Raw genomic sequence first — 17,604 nt, forward strand, 5'->3', positions numbered from 1 at the left:
TTCCTTTTTTATGACCTTTGATCTTGTTATTGCCAAATCGAAGGTTAATTGCGAAATAAATGCTAAGAACCTCTATACGGACAGGCTAAAATGCGCGCCCGGCTAACCGCTGATCCTTTTCTAACGCGCCCCACAAGGTTCGCTACGTGATCGAGTTTCAAAACGTCCACAAAACTTACCGCGTCGCCGGTAAGGACATCCCCGCCCTGCACCCGACCAGTCTTTCGATTGAAAACGGTCAGGTCTTCGGCCTGATCGGCCATTCCGGTGCGGGAAAAAGTACCCTGCTGCGTCTGATCAATCGCCTGGAAGATTCCAGCGGCGGCAAGATCATCGTCGACGGCGAAGAAGTCACCGCGCTGGACGCCAACGGCCTGCGCCGTTTCCGCCAGCAGGTCGGGATGATCTTCCAGCACTTCAACCTGCTCGCCTCCAAGACCGTGGCCGACAACGTTGCGCTGCCGCTGACCCTGGCCGGCGAACTGTCGAGCAGTGAAATCAATCAACGCGTCGCCGAGTTGCTGGCCCGGGTCGGTCTGTCCGATCACGCCAAAAAGTACCCGGCACAATTGTCCGGCGGCCAGAAACAGCGCGTCGGCATCGCCCGCGCCCTGGCGACCAAGCCGAAAATTCTGCTGTGCGACGAGGCCACCAGCGCCCTCGACCCGCAGACCACCGCGTCGGTTCTGCAACTGCTGGCCGAGATCAATCGTGAACTGAAGCTGACCATCGTCCTGATCACCCACGAGATGGACGTGATCCGTCGCGTCTGCGATCAGGTGGCAGTGATGGACGCCGGGGTGATCGTCGAGCAGGGCTCGGTAGCCGATGTGTTCCTGCATCCGCAGCACCCGACCACCAAGCGTTTCGTCCAGGAAAGCGAGCAGATCGACGAAAGCGAACAGCGCGATGACTTCGCTCACGTGCCGGGCCGCATCGTGCGTCTGACCTTCCAGGGCGAAGCGACCTACGCGCCGTTGCTCGGTACCGTTGCCCGGGAAACCGGGGTCGACTACAGCATCCTCGCCGGTCGCATCGACCGCATCAAAGACATTCCTTACGGGCAATTGACCCTCGCCGTCACCGGTGGCGACATGGAAGCGGCGTTCGCCCGCTTCACCGCCGCTGACGTTCATATGGAGGTGCTGCGTTAATGGAAATGCTCAAGGCTTTCTTCGAGAACATCGATTGGCTGGAAATCTGGCTGGCCACTGGCGACACCATGCTGATGCTCGGTGGTTCGCTGCTGTTCACCGTATTGCTCGGTCTGCCGCTGGGCGTGCTGCTGTTTCTCTGCAGCCCGCGTCAGTTGCTGGAAAACCGTGGCCTCTATGCCTTCATGTCGTTGGCGGTGAACATCCTGCGTTCGTTGCCGTTCATCATTCTGTTGATCGTGATGATCCCGTTCACCGTGCTGATCACCGGCACTTCGCTGGGCGTGGCCGGTGCGATTCCGCCGTTGGTGGTAGGTGCGACCCCGTTCTTTGCGCGTCTGGTGGAAACCGCCCTGCGTGAAGTCGATCGCGGCATCATTGAAGCCACCCAGTCGATGGGCGCGACCACCCGGCAGATCATCATGAACGCCTTGCTGCCGGAAGCCCGTCCGGGCATCTTCGCGGCGATTACGGTGACCGCGATTACACTGGTGTCCTACACGGCGATGGCCGGTGTGGTCGGTGCCGGTGGTCTGGGTGACCTGGCGATCCGTTTCGGCTATCAGCGTTTCCAGACTGACGTGATGATCGTCACCGTGGTGTTGCTGCTGATTCTGGTACAAGTGCTGCAAATGGTGGGCGACCGACTGGTCGTGCATTTCTCGCGCAAATAACCGGTTTTTGTAATCAAGAAATGAGCCGGCCATTCGCTGGCAGGCGCCAGACGGGCGCCTCATAAGGAGTTAGCTGAATGAAAAAACTGATCGCTGCTTTCGCTGCCATAGCCGCTTTTTCGGCCCACGCCGAAACCCTGACTGTCGCCGCCACCCCGGTGCCGCACGCGGAAATCCTCGAGTTCGTGAAGCCGGCCCTGGCCAAAGAAGGCGTGGATCTGAAGGTCAAGGTGTTCACCGACTACATTCAGCCGAACGTGCAGGTGGCTGAAAAGCGCCTGGACGCCAACTTCTTCCAGCACCAGCCATACCTCGATGAGTTCAACAAGGCCAAGGGCACCAGCCTGGTGGCGGTGACCGGCGTGCATCTGGAACCACTGGGCGCCTACTCGAACAAGATCAAGGATCTGAAGGACCTGCCAAGCGGCGCCAACGTGGTGATCCCGAACGACGCCACCAACGGCGGCCGTGCGCTGTTGCTGCTGGCCAAGGCTGGCCTGATCACCCTGAAGGATCCGACCAACATTCTGTCGACCCCGAAGGACATCTCGCAGAACCCGAAAGACCTGAAAATCCGTGAACTGGAAGCCGCGACCATCCCGCGCGTGCTGACCCAAGTCGATCTGGCGCTGATCAACACCAACTACGCGCTGGAAGCCAAGCTTGATCCGTCCAAGGATGCGCTGGTGATCGAAGGCAACGACTCGCCGTACGTGAACATCCTGGTGTCCCGTGCGGACAACAAGGACAGCGACGCGATGCAGAAACTGGCGGCTGCGCTGCACAGCCCGGAAGTGAAGAAATTCATTACCGAGAAGTACAAAGGCGCGGTATTGCCGGCGTTCTGATTTAGATTGCTGCAACGAAAAGGGGGCGCCATGAGCGCCCCCTTTTTTGTGCCCGGAACACCGTCCCTGTGGGAGCGGGCTTGCTCGCGAATGCGTTGTGTCAGCCAACATTTCTTTATCTGACCCATTGCATTCGCGAGCAAGCCCGCTCCCACAATGGTTCAGTGTTGTTGCTACTTGCGGTTAAGCATTACCGGGAGCTGCGCAACCAGTTTGGCGTTGTTCAGCGGCGCCCGGATGAACCCACGCTGCGTCCCGTCCGGGCCGATCACCGCCAGGTTGCCACTGTGATCCACCGTGTAATTCGGTTTGCTGGTATCGGCCGGAATGAACGGAATACTCACCGCATTCGCGACCTTCTGCAGTTCTTCGATCGACTTCGGCGTCAGGCCCACGAACTGTGGATCGAAGTAGCCCAGGTACTGCTTCAACTGCTGCGGATTATCGCGGTTCGGGTCGACGCTGACCAGCACGATCTGCAACTTATCCACCGCGTCTTTGGGCAATTCGCTCTTGATCTGGCGCAGTTGGGCGAGGGTGGTCGGGCAGATGTCCGGGCAGAAGGTGTAGCCGAAGAACAGCAGGCTCCACTTGCCTTTCAACTCGTCGATTGCGACCGGTTGGCCGTCCTGATTGGTCATGGTCACGCCCGGCAGGGTGCGGCTCTGCGGCAGCAGGATGATGCCGGCGTCGATCAGCGCGGTGGGGTCGCCCTGGCCTTTGCCACTCAGGACTTTGTTGACGGTCAGTCCCAGGATCAGCGCGATCACGGCGACGAGAATGAAGACGGTTTTCTGGGTTCGAGTCATAGGTTCAACAGTAAGTAGTGGTCTACGAGCAGGGCGATGAACAACAGGAACAAGTAATAAATAGAGTACTTGAAGGTGTTGATCGCCGCGTGCGGCCGAGTGCCACGGTACAGCACCACGGCCCATTGCAGAAACCTTGCGCCCAGCGCGAGGGCGCAGATGAGGTAGAGCACGCCGCTCATGTGGATCACGTACGGCAGCAGGCTCACCGCGAGCAGCGCGAAGGTGTACAGCAGAATATGCACCTTGGTGTAGTGCTCGCCGTGGGTTACCGGCAGCATCGGGATGTCGGCCTTGGCGTATTCCTCCTTGCGATGGATCGCCAGCGCCCAGAAGTGCGGCGGGGTCCAGGCGAAGATGATCAGCACCAGCAGCAACGGTTCGGCGCTGACATGGCCGGTAGCGGCGGTCCAGCCGAGCAGCGGAGGGGCGGCGCCGGCAAGACCGCCGATGACGATGTTCTGTGGCGTCGCGCGTTTGAGGAAGCCGGTGTAGATCACCGCGTAGCCGAGTAACGAAGCGAGGGTCAGCCACGCGGTCAGCGCATTGGTGAACGTCAGCAGCATCGCCTGCCCGAGCAGCGCCAGCACCAGCGCAAAGGTCAGCGCCGCTGCCGGCGAAACCCGGCCCTCGGCCAATGGCCGTTTGTGCGTGCGCGCCATCACCGCGTCGATACGCCGATCCACCACATGATTGACCGCCGCCGCGCCGCCGGCACACAACGCAATCCCCAGATTGCCGAACACCAGTACCGTCCACGGCACCCCGGCGCGGGTCGCGAGGAACATGCCGACCAGCGAGGTGATCAGCATCAGCACCACCACTTTCGGCTTGGTCAGCTCCAGATAGTCACGCCACAGCGCTTGCGCGGGACGTTCGCCGATCAGAAGCGCCATGGCGTTTCTCCTTTTATCGTGATGGGCGCAGCCGAATGTTTACGCGGGCTCAGACGCCAGCGCGCCAACATCGGCTGTTTGACCCGAACCAGACTGGTGCGCGCGTGATAATTGACCAGCACCATGCTCAGCAGTAGCGCGGCGCCACCGGCGTTGTGGGCCACGGCCACCGGCAGCGGCAGATGGAACAGCACGTTGCTGATGCCGAGGGTGATCTGTGCGCCGAGGGCAATGACGACTAGCCCGGCCAAACGCGTCATGCCGACAGCCCTGAGTTGCCAGGCCAGACCGAGCAGGACGATCGTCACCAACAGCGCGCCGATGCGATGAGTCAGGTGAATCGCCGTGCGCGCGTCGCTGTCGAGCTGACCGCCGAGGTAATTGGGGCCGATGTGTTGGGTCAGGTGAAAGCCGTTGGCAAAGTCCGCCGGTGGCAGCCATTGACCGTGGCAGGTCGGGAAGTCGATGCAGGCCACCGCCGCGTAGTTGGAACTGACCCAACCACCCAGTGCGATCTGGCCGATCACCAGCAACAGCCCCGCCGTTGCCCAATACTGCAAGCGCTTGGGCACGGTCAGTGCCGGCAGCACCCCGGACAATCTCAAGGTCAGCAAAAACAACAGACTCAAGGTCGCAAAACCGCCGAGCAAATGCCCGGTGACCACTTGCGGCCAGAGCTTGAGCGTCACCGTCCACATGCCGAACGCCGCTTGGGCGAACACCACCGCCAGCAGAAACAGCGGCAGCTTCAGCGGCTGTCCCGGGTGACCACGATTGACCCAGGCACGCCCGGCCAGAATCGCAATCAGCAGGCCGAGGGTGCCGGCGAAATAACGGTGGATCATCTCGTTCCAGCCCTTGTGCGCCACCACCGGCGAGTCGGGGTAATGCAGTTCGGCATGCGCCAGTTGGGCTTCGCTTTTCGGCACGCTGATAAAACCGTAACAGCCCGGCCAGTCCGGACAGCCCAAGCCTGCGTGGGTCAGGCGGGTGTAGGCGCCGAGCAGCACGACGATCAGTGCCAGCAGGGTGGCAAACAACGCGAGGCGAAATCCAGGTTTGGCCATGACGATGCCCTTATCCGATGTTCGACAGTTTCAGCAGGTGGCGCAGGTCGTTGAGCAGATCCTTGCCCTTCACGCTCGGCTCGTAGCGCAGCACCAGGTTGCCGTGGGGGTCGATGATCCACAGTTGCGGTGTGGCCTTGTCGCCGGTGGCCTTGCTCAACGCTGCGCTGTCCAGCGGGTAGCGTTGCAGCTGCGGATATTCGCGGCTCAGCTTGGCTTCGTAGTCGGCGCTCAACGGTTGCGCGGCGGCGAGGGCGTGGCTGGCGCGCCCGGCGTCGCGACCGAGGCCGATCTGGATCTGCCGGGCGAGGTACACCAGTTGCTGACAGTCCACCGCGCAATCCTTCGGCGCGGTCACCAGCATCTGCCAGCGCTGTTCGTCGGCCTGCACGCCGAGGTCGGCGCGGGTCTGGCCGTTGCCGAGCAGTTCGCCGTGATAGCTGCGGCCTTCCGGCACCCAGAACTGCAATTTGTACATGCCGGTGGCGAGAATCATCGGGCCGACTACGCCGAGCACAATCAGCAACAGCTGGATCCGCCCACGGCGGCGGGTGGCCGGGGTTTTCGCCTCAGACATGCTGGGTGGATTCATGGCCGTTCCCATGGTGTTTCTCCTTTGCGTTGTGCAATCCAAGGTAGAGGTAGAGGCCGAGCAGGGCGGTGGCCATGGCGAACCACTGCACGGCGTATCCAAGGTGTTTTTGCGGGCCCATGGCGACGACCGGCCAGTCGGCCTCATAGCTGGCGGGGCCGGGTTCGGCACGAAGTTCGTAGGCGAAGCCGTCGCGTTCGAGGGTTTTCCACAGCTTCGCCGGCTCGACGGCGGTGATCGTTTGCGGCCAGCTGCTGCTGGCCGGGTCGGCGTGCAACTGGAAGGTCGCGCCGGGGGCGACGTAGACCCAGGCATCCAGGTTGACCGCGTCGGTGGGGGTTGCGAATTGCGGCGTCACCCGGCGATCCGGCCATGGCAACCAGCCGCGATTGACCAGCAGCCACTGGCCGCTGGCCCGATCCTGAAACGGTTGCAGCAGCTCGATACCGACCTTGCCGTTGCGCTGGCGGTTGTCCAGCAGCAGGCTGTGGGCGCCATCGAACTGGCCGTACAGATGCACACGGCGAAAGGCCGGGTCGGCGCTGTGCAGCAATTCGCTGCTGGCCATCGGATCAGCCGCGCGGCGCTCGGCGTAAGTGGCGAGCAGGGCGGTTTTCTCCGCGCCCCGACCGAGCTGCCAGAAACCCAGCGACACCAGCAGCGGCAGCAACAGCGCCACCACCACGGTCGGTATCACGCCCGGCCGGAAGCGCTTCATGGCCGTGCCACAAAGTCAGTCGTCGCGATCGCTATACTCAACTGCATCGCCTGTCCCCCGGAGTCTTCCCATGCTCAAAGCAGCCATCGTCCTGCTGCTGATTGCCACGGTGATCAGCCTGTTCAGCGGCCTGTTTTTCCTGGTCAAGGACGACAGCAGCTCCAATCGCCTGGTGATCGCCTTGAGTGTTCGGGTGGCACTGGCCGCTGCCACCGTCGGCTTGATCGCCTGGGGCTTCTACAGCGGCCAACTGGTGTCGCACGCGCCTTGGTGATCAGTGCTCAGAGCACGTAAACGAAGACGAACAAGCCGATCCACACCACATCGACGAAGTGCCAGTACCAGCTCGCGGCCTCGAAACCGAACTGATGCTCGGCATCGAAATGGCCCTTCATGATGCGCATCAGCATCACGAACAGAATGATCGTGCCGATGGTCACGTGGGCACCGTGGAAACCGGTGAGCATGAAGAACGTCGCGCCGTAGATGCCCGAACCCAGGGTCAGGCCCAGTTCGTGGTAGGCGTGCATGTATTCCTCGGCCTGCAAGGCGAGGAATCCGCAGCCCAGCAGCACGGTGATCGCCAGCCAGATTTTCAGCGCGCCGCGATGGCCCTTCTTCAAGGCATGGTGGGCGATGGTGATGGTCACGCTGGAGCTGACCAGCAGAATCGTGTTGATCAGCGGCAGGCCCCACGGGCTGATGACTTCCTTGGGCGGCGGGAACAGTTTCGGATCCGGCGTGTGCAGCAGCGGCCAGGTGAACTGGAAGTTCGGCCACAGCATGTGGGCGATACCTTTCGGGCCTTCACCACCCAGAGCGGGCCCCGAGACGTGGCGCACGTAAAACAGCGCACCGAAGAAGGCGACGAAGAACATCACCTCGGAAAAGATGAACCAGCTCATGCCCCAGCGGAACGAGCGATCGAGCTGCGGGCTGTACAGCCCGGCGCGACTTTCCTTGATCACCGCCCCGAACCAGCCGAACAGCATGTACGCCAGCAACAGCCCGCCGACGAAAAAGATGTACGGGCCGTGGGATTCCGGACGCGCTGCCTTCAGATCGTTGAACCAAGTCGCCAGGCCGTACACGGTGATAACCATGCCGAACGTGGCGATGATTGGCCATTTGCTCTGGGCCGGGACGTAATAGTGCTCATGAGTTGCCATTTATTGTTCTCCTTATCGGGCACGCTTAACCGCCAGTGTTTGCAGCCACCGGAGGATGTCGGGCGGTGATATCGAACAGCGTGTAGGACAGCGTCAGGTGCTTCACGTCCTTGGGCATGTCGCGGTCAACGATGAAACGCACCGGCATCTCGATCTGCTGACCCGGCTGCAGCACCTGCTGGGTAAAGCAAAAGCATTCGGTCTTGTGGAAATACGCCGCCGCATTGCTCGGCGCGATGCTCGGCACGGCTTGCGCACTCATCGGTTTGTCGGTGGGATTGCGTGCGACGAAGATCATCTCGTTGACCGCGCCGGGGTTGGCGGTCAACTCGTCGTGCTTGGGGTAGAACTCCCACGGCATGTCGATGTTGTTGGTCGACAGGAACTGCACGCGCACCTGGCGCGAGCTGTCCACCACCTGCTCGCCCTCGTACTGCCCGGCGGTTTTGCCATTGATGCCGAAGGCCTTGCACATCACGTCGTAGATCGGCACCAGGGCAAAACCGAAGACAAACATTGCCACCACCACGCCGAGCAGGCGGGTGACCAGTTTTTTCAGCGAGATCGAGTCAGCCATGATTTTTGCCCTCGGCCGAGAACCCTGTGGGAGCTGGCTTGCCAGCGATGCAGCCGACGCGGTGTTTCAGGCAGGCCGCCATCGCGGGCAAGCCCGCTCCCACAGGAGTTTCCACAAGGCAGAAAGTGTTCATTTCACTTCCGGCGGCGTGGTAAAGGTGTGATACGGCGCCGGTGACGGCACGCTCCACTCCAGGCCTTCGGCGCCATCCCACGGTTTCGCCGGGGCTGGCGCGCCACCGCGAATGGTCTTGATCACGATGAACAGGAAGAAGATCTGCGTAGCGCCGAACATGAACGCGCCGATCGAGGAAACCATGTTGAAGTCGGCGAACTGCAGGTTGTAGTCCGGAATCCGCCGCGGCATTCCCGCCAGCCCCACAAAGTGCATCGGGAAGAAGGTCAGGTTCATGCCGACGAACGACAGCCAGAAGTGCAGCTTGCCGAGGGTTTCGTCGTACATGTGCCCGGTCCACTTCGGCAGCCAGTAATAGGCCGAAGCGAAGATCCCGAAGATCGCCCCCGGCACCAGCACGTAGTGGAAGTGCGCGACCACGAAGTAGGTGTCCTGGTATTGGAAGTCCGCCGGGGCGATGGCCAGCATCAGCCCGGAGAAACCGCCGATCGAGAACAGAATCACGAACGCCACGGCGAACAGCATCGGTGTTTCGAAAGTCAGCGAGCCTTGCCACATGGTGCTGGCCCAGTTGAACACCTTCACCCCGGTCGGCACTGCGATGAGCATGGTTGCGTACATGAAGAACAACTCGCCCACCAGCGGGATGCCGACCACGAACATGTGGTGCGCCCAGACGATGAACGACAGGAACGCGATGCTCGCCGTGGCGTAGACCATCGAGGTGTAGCCGAACAGCGGCTTGCGCGAGAAGGTCGGGATGATCTGGCTGACGGCGCCGAAGGCCGGCAGGATCATGATATACACCTCGGGGTGGCCGAAGAACCAGAATACGTGCTGGAACAGCACCGGGTCACCGCCACCGGCGGCACTGAAGAAACTGGTGCCGAAGTGGATGTCCATCAGCATCATCGTCACGCACCCGGCCAGCACCGGCATCACCGCGATCAGCAGGAACGCGGTGATCAGCCAGGTCCAGACGAACAGCGGCATTTTCATCAGGGTCATGCCGGGGGCGCGCAGGTTGAGGATGGTCGCGACCACGTTGATCGCGCCCATGATCGAACTGATCCCCATCAAGTGGATGGCGAAGATGAAGTAGGTGACGCTTTCCGGTGCGTAGGTGGTGGACAGCGGGGCGTAGAACGTCCAGCCGAAGTTCGGCCCGCCACCGGCGGTGAACAGGGTCGAGACCAGCAGCAGGAACGCCGCCGGCAGCAGCCAGAAGCTGAAATTGTTCATCCGTGGCAGGGCCATGTCCGGCGCGCCGATCATCAACGGGATCATCCAGTTGGCGAGGCCGACGAACGCCGGCATCACCGCGCCGAAGACCATCACCAGGCCGTGCATGGTGGTCATCTGGTTGAAGAACGCCGGTTCGACGATCTGCAGCCCGGGCTGGAACAGCTCGGCACGGATCACCATGGCGAACGTGCCGCCGAGCAGGAACATGCAGAACGCGAACCACAGGTAGAGCGTGCCGATGTCCTTGTGGTTGGTGGTCAGCACCCAGCGCATCAGGCCTTTGGCGGGGCCGTGGGCGTGGTCGGCATGACCGTGGTCATCGATTACAGCGCTCATGGCCGGTCTCCTTTACGTGAGTGGACGGGGCTGGCCGGGGCGCGCTGCCCCGGCCGGTTCACGAAGTACGCGATACACCGGCTCATTTGCTTTCCGCCTGTTTGAGCTCAAGCACTTCTTTTGGCGTGACCATGTCGCCCTTGTTGTTGCCCCAGGCGTTACGTTCGTAGGTCACCACCGCTGCGATATCGACTTCCGACAACTGCTTGCCGAACGCTGCCATGGCGGTGCCGGGTTTGCCGAAGTACACGCGGTGCAGGTGGTCGGCTTTCGGCCCGGTGGCAATCGGAGAGCCCTTGAGCGCCGGGAACATCGGCGGCAGGCCCTGGCCTTCGGCCTGGTGACAGGCCACGCAAGTGGTGTGATAAATCTTGTCGCCGCGTTCCTTGAGTTCGTCGAGGGTCCATTCCTTGCTGGTCAGCTCCTTGAGCTGCGCGGCTTCGGCTTTGCGGTCGGCAAGCCACTTGTCGTAGTCGGCCTTCTCTTTGACGTCGACTACGATCGGCATGAAGCCGTGATCCTTGCCGCACAACTCGGCGCACTGGCCACGGTAGAGGCCGGGCTTGTCGATGCGCGTCCAGGCTTCGTTGACGAACCCGGGGATCGCATCGCGCTTGACCGCGAAGGCCGGCACCCACCAGGAGTGGATAACGTCGGCGGAGGTCACGAGGAAGCGCACCTTGGCGCCGACCGGCAGCACCAGCGGCTTGTCGACTTCGAGCAGGTAGTGCTCGCCCTTGGCTTCCTTGTTGTGGATCTGTTCGGCGGGGGTGGCCAGGTTGCTGAAGAACTCGACATCCTGACCCAGGTATTTGTAGTGCCACTTCCACTGATAGCCGGTGATCTGGATATCGATATCCGGCTCACTGGTGTCGTACATGCGGATCAGGGTGGCGGTCGCCGGAACCGCCATCGCCACCAGGATCAGCAGCGGCACGACCGTCCAGAGAATCTCGACGGTGGTACTTTCGTGGAATTTTGCGGCGACCTGCCCGGTCGAGCGGCGATGCACGATCATCGACCAGAACATGGCGCCGAAGACGATGATCCCGATCACCACACAGATCCAGAAAATGGTCATGTGCAGGTCGAATACTGCGTGACTGATTTCAGTCGCTCCAGGCGCCATATTCACAGTCCAGGCCGCTTGAGCCGGGCTGAAAATCGACCACAACAGGAGGCCCATCCAGACGTGTGGATGTCGCATCATTGCGGGTTCCCCTTATCGTTCTTGTTATCCCGTAGGCGCAACGCCTTCGGCAAGGGAGCGGCTGCATCAGACTACGAACTTGAATCGCCGGGCCTTGCTGCGTGGGCAGTCGGGCGTCATCAGCTAACTCCATTCAATGGCGAGTATAGACAGCCATCGGGAATTGCAATGTCGACGCGTAAATGATCTGAAACAGCCGGGGCTTGCGCTCAAGGGTACGAATGGAGAAGGATGCAGACGAGTGGTGGCGAACCGATATAACGCTGCTGCATCAAGGATGAAATAATTATGACAAATGCGTCTTAGCATTTTTCGTAAGCCAGCTAAGTTATGTCTTCCCTATTTCATTGCCTTGTTCCCTGGAGTTTTCATGAACACCGCCGCATTGCGCGAGCAGATCCAAAAAGCCCGACAGACCGAAAACGAAACCGGACGGCTCAAGCGTCAGCTGGAAGCCAAACTGCCTCATCTGCATTCCGCCATCCAGTTGCCAGACGCCAACCGCGAAGAAGCGTTGACCAGTTTCGTCACCGCCTATATCGATGAAGTACCAGACATGCTGGACGCAGCCAATGAAGTTGCCAGGGAAGCGGGAATCGAGTCGCAGATCAAGCCGGTGCTGAAAATCGCCGAGCAGTACTTCCTCCAGCCGCCGGTCGGTCTGGACAGCCTGCTGGACGAAGCCTATCTGGCGCACCGCTTTGTCGAAGAGGTCAACGACCTGTACATCAAACACCTCGGCCAGCCACTGATCCCCTTGGACATGACGGTCGCCAACCTGATTGCTCACCAATTGCTCGGTGAGGAATTTGCCAATCAACTGGACGAAGTGGTGCATCACACTATCGACGAGATGCTCGACGACGAGAGTTTTGCCCTGGAATCGGTAGAGGCCTACCGCGACAAACTGAGCAGCCCGGATACCGGTGCCGCGTGGAAGCGCTGGCCATGCATGGGCCGTCGCCTGGGTGTGGGACTGGAGCTGGACCAGCCTGCCGCGTAATCCTCATACGCCATAGATCCAATGTGGGAGCGAGCCTGCTCGCGAATGCGGTCGATCATTCAACATCTTCTGTTGGCTGATACATCGCTTTCGCGAGCAGGCTCGCTCCCACAGGGTTTGTATGCACAACGGGTTTTTTAGCCGGCCGCGCCGATCCCGGTATTGGTCCGAACCCGCCCCTCCAACCGTCGCTTCAACCCACGCGACTCGATCAGCAGCTTCGACCCCTTGGCCGCATTCGCCCGGCCCCACTCTTCCAGTAACTCCAGACACGAATGGTCGATGTAGCTCAGGTTATTGAGCGGCACGTGCACCGTCGTGCCTTGCGGAATACTGCCCAGCACTTGCGTCAGCGCCGGCACTTTGAGGAATGTCGCCGCACCGATCAGACGCAACTCCATCTCGCCGTCCTGCGGCAGATCGATCAGGCTGATCTTCAATCGCGAAGCCTTGAACGCCAGTTTCAACATCGTCAGGCCGAAACCGATCAACACACCGGTCAGTAGGTCGGTGAAGATGATCGCCAGCGCCGTGGCGGCATAGGTGAACATCGGCATCCGCCCGTAACGGCTCAGACCGCGAAACGCTTTGAGGTCCACCAGTTTGAACCCGGTGTACACCAACACGCCCGCCAGACTCGCCACCGGAATGCTTTGCAGCACGCTCGACAGCAACAGCACGAACGCCAGTAGCCACAGACCATGGAAGATCGTCGAGTAACGGGTGGTTGCACCGGCCTGGACGTTGGCCGAGCTGCGCACGATCACCCCGGTCATCGGCAGCGCACCGACCAGACCGCAGAGCATGTTGCCGACACCTTGCGCCGACAGCTCACGGTCGAAATCCGAGCGCACGCCGTTGTGCATGCGATCCACCGCTGCGGCGGACAGCAGCGTTTCGGCGCTGGCGATGAACGCCACGGCAAATGCCGCAATCAGCAGGGTTGGATCAGCGAGGCTGAGCAAGTCCGCCGGCTTCAGCCAGTCAATGGCTTCGGCCAGATTCTCCGGCACCTCGACCCGTTTAACCTGCAACGCCAACAGCAGGCTTGCGCCCGTAGCCAGACCGACGCCGAGCAGCGCACCGGGAATGAAGCGCAGCGAATGCGGGCGAAATTTCTCCCACAGCCACATCACCGCAATGGTCGCCAGGCCGAGCAAGCCGGCCTGCCAGCCGAACGACGGCAAGGCTTGCGCCACTGCGCCGGGGAAGGCCGTGAGGTTATCCAGCCCGGACGGTTGTGGCTTGGCATCGAGCATCACATGCACTTGCGAGAGCACGATCAGCACGCCGATCCCGGCGAGCATGCCGTAGACCACCGCTGGCGCCGTGACCCGAAACCAGCACCCGAGCTTCAGGCGCCCGGCCACCAGTTGCAGGAAACCCGCAAGCAACAGAATCGGCGCGAGCATCTCGATCCCGTGCTGGCGCACCAGCTCGAACACCAACACCGCCAGACCGGCCGCCGGCCCGCTGACCTGCAACGGCGAGCCTGCCAGCCAACCCACCACCAGACCGCCGATGATCCCGGTGATCAGACCTTTGGCCGGCGGCAACCCGGAAGCGATCGCAATGCCCATGCACAACGGCAGCGCGACCAGAAACACCACCACCGAAGCCAGCAGCTCCCGTGGCAACACCGCTTTCAATTGAGCAGCACGCATGATGACTCTCCCGAAGTTTTCTTCAGGCATGGCTTCGCCGAACCGCTGAAACAGCGGCCGGCATCAAACCACACAGATTTTTAGGAGGATTTAGAAGCGCGCTTTGGGCGTCGCCACCGGAATCGGATGGCTGCCGTCGAGCGGCAGGAAGCGTCCCTGATCCGCGTCGTAAGCCTTGATTTCGCTGGTTTCGATGTTGTAGACCCAGCCATGGATGAACAGTTGACCGTTCGCCATGCGTGAGGCTACCGAAGGATGGGTACGCAAGTGCTGCAGTTGGGCGATGACGTTCTCCTCGGTGAGGATCGGCATGCTTTCTTTTTCGTCGGTGCAATTACAGTTTTCGTGCACCATGGTTTTTGCCACTTCGGCGTGGCGCAACCAGGCTTTGACCGTCGGCATTTTTTCCAGGCTGTCCGGGTTGAGCACTGCGCGCATGGCACCGCAATCGGAGTGGCCGCAGATGATGATGTGTTGCACGCCCAACGCCAGTACCGCGTATTCGATGGCAGTGGAAACGCCACCGTTCATCTGGCCGTAAGGCGGTACAACGTTGCCGACGTTACGGGTCACGAACAGATCGCCTGGCGAACTCTGGGTGATCAGCTCGGGCACGATGCGCGAGTCGGCGCAGGTGATGAACATCGCCCGTGGCGATTGCGCCGTGGCGAGTTTCTTGAAGAGTTCTTCCTGCTGTGGGAAGACCTCATGATGAAAATGCAAAAAGCCGTCAACGATCGTACGCAACGCTGCATCGGCGGATTCCGCCCCAGGGACGGCTTGCGCCGACGCAGCCAACGGCTGTTTATCCTTGTCACTCATGATTCATCCTCTTTGGCGGATTCGGGGAGTCGTTCCCGTGTATTCCGGTATGAAGCCAGTGGCTGTTTAAAACATCCGGGCCATCCCGACCCGTCAGTCACTCGATGAACAAGGTAGCCGCCGAAACTTAACTCAAACTGAATCGAGCGCTCTAGAACGTGTGTTCCAGGTCACAAAAAACGTGACTGAGGTATTTCGACGGAAGGATTCCAACCCGGCAACCATAGGCTAATTGTCGCTAAATCAACGACATCTGGCGACCCGGCGGACAGAAGGCCGTGCAGTCCAGGTTATAGCCCTCACGGTGGTTTAAACCGAGACGTTTAATGGCTTTGGCGAAACGTTGCGCGAGCAGGTCGGCGAACGGCCCCTCGCCGCGCATCCGCGCACCGAACCGGCTGTCGTAGAGCTCACCGCCTCGGCTCTGGCGGATCAGGCTCAGGACATGGGTCGCACGCTGCGGATAGTGCGCCTGTAACCACTCCTCGAACAACGGCGCCACTTCCAGCGGCAGGCGCAGCATCATATAGGCGGCACTTTGTGCACCGGCGGCATGTGCCTCGGTCAGCAGGCTTTCGATTTCGCTGTCGTTGATCATCGGGATCATCGGCGAACACAGCACCCCCACCGGAATGCCTGCTTCGCGCATCACCCGGATCGCCCGCAGCCGTGCTTTCGGGGCAGCGGCACGGGGTTCGAGGATGCGTTTGAGTTCATCGTCCAGCGTGGTCAGGCTGATCATCACCGCCACAAGCCGTTGCTGCGCCAGCTCGGTGAGCAGGTCGAGGTCGCGCAGAATCAGCGAACCTTTGGTGACAATGGTCACCGGGTGCCGGTAGCGCAGCAGCACTTCAAGGGTCTGCCGGGTGATCCTGTGCTCGCGCTCGATGGGCTGATACGGATCGGTGTTGGAGCCAAGATTGATCGGCGCGCATTGGTAACCGCGTTTGCTCAACTGTTCCTCAAGCACCTGGGCGGCGTTGGTCTTGGCGATCAGCCGAGTTTCGAAATCCAGCCCCGGCGACATGTCCCAATAGGCGTGGCTGGGTCGCGCGTAGCAATAGATGCAACCGTGCTCGCAGCCGCGATAGGGGTTGATTGAGCGATCGAAGGGCAGGTCTGGCGAGGTGTTGCGGGTGATGATGGTTTTCGCGGTCTCGATCATCACCTCGGTGTTCTGCGTTTCGGGCACTTCCTGATACCAGCCGTCGTCCTCGGCCACCGAACGGTTCGGCGCAAAGCGGTTGTGCGGGTTGGTCGCGGTGCCGCGGCCGCGCGGTGGCAATGGAGTAGACATGAAAACGCCCAGATACTGTGTGCATATACAGTATCTGGGCGTTGCTCATCTGGCTAGTGCCGTCGGGCGACTGGTCAGTTGTGTTGCGTGACCTGACCGAGGTCATCGCCGGAGGTGTGCTTCATATCCTCCTTACGCAACTCGGCGACGTCAGCGGCTTTCACCGGCGCACCTTTGTTGCCCCAGCTGCCACGGATGAAACTCACCACATCCGCCACTTCCTGATCCGACAACCGCCAGGCGAAACCCGGCATGGTGAAGGTCGAGGGTGCCGTGTGCGTCGCCGGCAAGGTACCGCCCTTGAGCACGATGTGGATCAGCGAGGTCGGGTCTTCCGATTGCAGCACCGGATTGCCCGCCAGCGCCGGGAACACCCGGGTGTAGCCATGGCCGTCGGTACGGTGGCAGGCCGCGCAGTTGTCGATGTACACCGCTGCGCCGCGCTGACTGTCGTCGCCGTTCCACAGGGCTTTGGCCGCTTTCTCATCGTACTGATGCGGCTGATCGTTCGGATCAGTTGCGGGCAGCGACTTGAGGTAGCGGGCGATCGCAGTGAGGTCGGCATCGGTCATGTATTGCATGCTGTGGGTGACCACATCGCTCATGCCGCCGAACACTGCACTGCGGTCGCTGCGGCCGGTCTTGAGGTACTGCACCAGCTGCTCTTCGCTCCAGCTGCCCAGGCCATCCTTGTGATCACCGCGCAGACTTTTGGCGATCCAGCCTTCCAGCGGCGCACTGCCGGCGAGGAAGTTGTTGCCGTCCGCCGCGCTCAGGGATTTTTCCTGCATGGTCAGCGCCCGTGGCGTATGGCAGGCGCCGCAATGGCCGAGGCCTTCGACCAGATAGGCGCCGCGATCGATCACCGGATCATCCGAGGTGGTCTTGTAGTCCTCGACTTTCGGCGCAAACAGCCAGCGCCAGCCCATCAGCGGCCAGCGCATGCTCAGCGGCCATGGAATGTCGCTGGCCTTGTTCTCCTGCGCCACCGGTTCGACACCGTGCATGAAGTAGGCGTACAGCGCCTGCATGTCGGTTTCGCTGACACGGGCGTAGGACGGATACGGCATTGCCGGGTACAAGGTACTGCCGTTTTTCGCCACGCCATGGCGCACCGCTTTGTCGAAGTCCTCGAAGCTGTAGTCACCGATGCCGTTTTTGTCTGGAGTGATGTTGGTCGAGTAGATCGTGCCGATCGGTGTTTCCATCGGCAGGCCGCCGGCGAACGGTTTGCCGCCCTTGGCGGTGTGGCAGGCCACGCAGTCACCGGCGCGGGCGAGGTATTCGCCTTGTTTGATCAACGCCTGATCAACGTCGGCGGCGTGTACAGCCGCGCTGCCGAGCAGCGCCAGGGTGGCGATAACGAGATTTTTCATGGTCATCGCTCC

The 17,604-nt window shown here is 61.2% G+C and carries 18 protein-coding genes; 5 read left to right on the forward strand and 13 right to left on the reverse strand.

The window, feature by feature from the left end; translation table 11 throughout:
• Positions 1-146: 146 nt before the first annotated feature.
• From ACOYXG_RS27465 to ACOYXG_RS27475, 3 genes are all read left to right on the forward strand, one after another.
• Positions 147-1,154: a methionine ABC transporter ATP-binding protein gene (locus tag ACOYXG_RS27465; RefSeq protein ID WP_027610230.1), complete on the forward strand. Its 1,008-nt coding sequence runs from the start codon at positions 147-149 to the stop codon at positions 1,152-1,154.
• A complete protein-coding gene (locus ACOYXG_RS27470) occupies positions 1,154-1,828 on the forward strand; it encodes a methionine ABC transporter permease (protein WP_027610229.1) in 675 nt (224 codons plus the stop codon). Before ACOYXG_RS27465 ends, ACOYXG_RS27470 begins: the two co-directional genes overlap by 1 nt.
• A 77-nt stretch (positions 1,829-1,905) precedes the next feature.
• Positions 1,906-2,676, forward strand: a complete 771-nt coding sequence (locus ACOYXG_RS27475) for a MetQ/NlpA family ABC transporter substrate-binding protein (protein WP_460355109.1) — start codon at positions 1,906-1,908, stop codon at positions 2,674-2,676.
• A 173-nt stretch (positions 2,677-2,849) separates the two neighbouring features.
• On the opposite strand, the gene ACOYXG_RS27480 is transcribed toward ACOYXG_RS27475, so the two are convergent.
• The 5 genes from ACOYXG_RS27480 to ACOYXG_RS27500 are packed head-to-tail and all read right to left on the reverse strand — an operon-like array spanning position 2,850 to position 6,758.
• Entirely contained in the window at positions 2,850-3,485 is a 636-nt protein-coding gene (locus tag ACOYXG_RS27480) for an SCO family protein (protein WP_007962772.1), read from the reverse strand.
• Positions 3,482-4,381: a heme o synthase gene (gene cyoE / locus ACOYXG_RS27485; RefSeq protein ID WP_003220336.1), complete on the reverse strand. Its 900-nt coding sequence runs from the start codon at positions 4,379-4,381 to the stop codon at positions 3,482-3,484. The genes ACOYXG_RS27480 and cyoE overlap by 4 nt, the downstream gene beginning before the upstream one ends.
• Positions 4,369-5,448 carry a COX15/CtaA family protein gene (locus ACOYXG_RS27490; protein ID WP_135294667.1) on the reverse strand — a complete coding sequence of 360 codons (1,080 nt, stop codon included), beginning with the start codon at positions 5,446-5,448 and terminating at the stop codon, positions 4,369-4,371. Before ACOYXG_RS27490 ends, cyoE begins: the two co-directional genes overlap by 13 nt.
• A 10-nt stretch (positions 5,449-5,458) precedes the next feature.
• Entirely contained in the window at positions 5,459-6,052 is a 594-nt protein-coding gene (locus ACOYXG_RS27495; RefSeq protein ID WP_460355114.1) for a hypothetical protein, read from the reverse strand.
• A complete protein-coding gene (locus tag ACOYXG_RS27500; protein ID WP_460355116.1) occupies positions 6,018-6,758 on the reverse strand; it encodes an SURF1 family protein in 741 nt (246 codons plus the stop codon). The genes ACOYXG_RS27495 and ACOYXG_RS27500 overlap by 35 nt, the downstream gene beginning before the upstream one ends.
• Positions 6,759-6,828: 70 nt before the next feature.
• Here ACOYXG_RS27500 and ACOYXG_RS27505 point away from each other — a divergent pair, with 70 nt between their 5' ends.
• Positions 6,829-7,032 (forward strand): twin transmembrane helix small protein, encoded by a 204-nt coding sequence (locus ACOYXG_RS27505; RefSeq protein WP_003220344.1) that lies wholly within the window; start codon positions 6,829-6,831, stop codon positions 7,030-7,032.
• Positions 7,033-7,039: 7 nt separating this feature from the next.
• Here ACOYXG_RS27505 and ACOYXG_RS27510 read toward each other — a convergent pair whose 3' ends face one another.
• From ACOYXG_RS27510 to coxB, 4 genes are all read right to left on the reverse strand, one after another.
• Positions 7,040-7,927 (reverse strand): cytochrome c oxidase subunit 3, encoded by an 888-nt coding sequence (locus tag ACOYXG_RS27510; protein WP_027610223.1) that lies wholly within the window; start codon positions 7,925-7,927, stop codon positions 7,040-7,042.
• Positions 7,928-7,952: 25 nt separating this feature from the next.
• Entirely contained in the window at positions 7,953-8,504 is a 552-nt protein-coding gene (locus ACOYXG_RS27515) for a cytochrome c oxidase assembly protein (protein WP_041073722.1), read from the reverse strand.
• A gap of 129 nt (positions 8,505-8,633) precedes the next feature.
• Positions 8,634-10,220 carry a cytochrome c oxidase subunit I gene (ctaD, locus tag ACOYXG_RS27520; protein ID WP_027610221.1) on the reverse strand — a complete coding sequence of 529 codons (1,587 nt, stop codon included), beginning with the start codon at positions 10,218-10,220 and terminating at the stop codon, positions 8,634-8,636.
• Between the two features lie 82 nt (positions 10,221-10,302).
• On the reverse strand, positions 10,303-11,430 hold the full coding sequence (gene coxB / locus ACOYXG_RS27525; RefSeq protein ID WP_027610220.1) for a cytochrome c oxidase subunit II: 1,128 nt from the start codon (positions 11,428-11,430) through the stop codon (positions 10,303-10,305).
• 370 nt (positions 11,431-11,800) lie between these two features.
• Between coxB and ACOYXG_RS27530 the strand changes: the two genes are divergently transcribed.
• On the forward strand, positions 11,801-12,433 hold the full coding sequence (locus ACOYXG_RS27530) for a hypothetical protein (protein WP_007962790.1): 633 nt from the start codon (positions 11,801-11,803) through the stop codon (positions 12,431-12,433).
• 137 nt (positions 12,434-12,570) lie between these two features.
• Here ACOYXG_RS27530 and ACOYXG_RS27535 read toward each other — a convergent pair whose 3' ends face one another.
• The 4 genes from ACOYXG_RS27535 to ACOYXG_RS27550 form a co-directional block, all read right to left on the reverse strand.
• Positions 12,571-14,097, reverse strand: coding sequence for a SulP family inorganic anion transporter (locus ACOYXG_RS27535; RefSeq protein WP_460355124.1), 1,527 nt, complete (start codon positions 14,095-14,097; stop codon positions 12,571-12,573).
• 90 nt (positions 14,098-14,187) lie between these two features.
• Positions 14,188-14,919: a carbonic anhydrase gene (locus ACOYXG_RS27540; RefSeq protein WP_098966495.1), complete on the reverse strand. Its 732-nt coding sequence runs from the start codon at positions 14,917-14,919 to the stop codon at positions 14,188-14,190.
• A gap of 238 nt (positions 14,920-15,157) precedes the next feature.
• Complete coding sequence (locus tag ACOYXG_RS27545; protein ID WP_096797311.1) at positions 15,158-16,216, reverse strand: PA0069 family radical SAM protein; 1,059 nt, start codon at positions 16,214-16,216, stop codon at positions 15,158-15,160.
• Positions 16,217-16,290: 74 nt separating this feature from the next.
• Positions 16,291-17,592 (reverse strand): c-type cytochrome, encoded by a 1,302-nt coding sequence (locus ACOYXG_RS27550; protein ID WP_460355128.1) that lies wholly within the window; start codon positions 17,590-17,592, stop codon positions 16,291-16,293.
• Between the last annotated feature and the right edge of the window lie 12 nt (positions 17,593-17,604).

The sequence above is a fragment of the Pseudomonas sp. G3-39 genome, assembly GCF_054790485.1.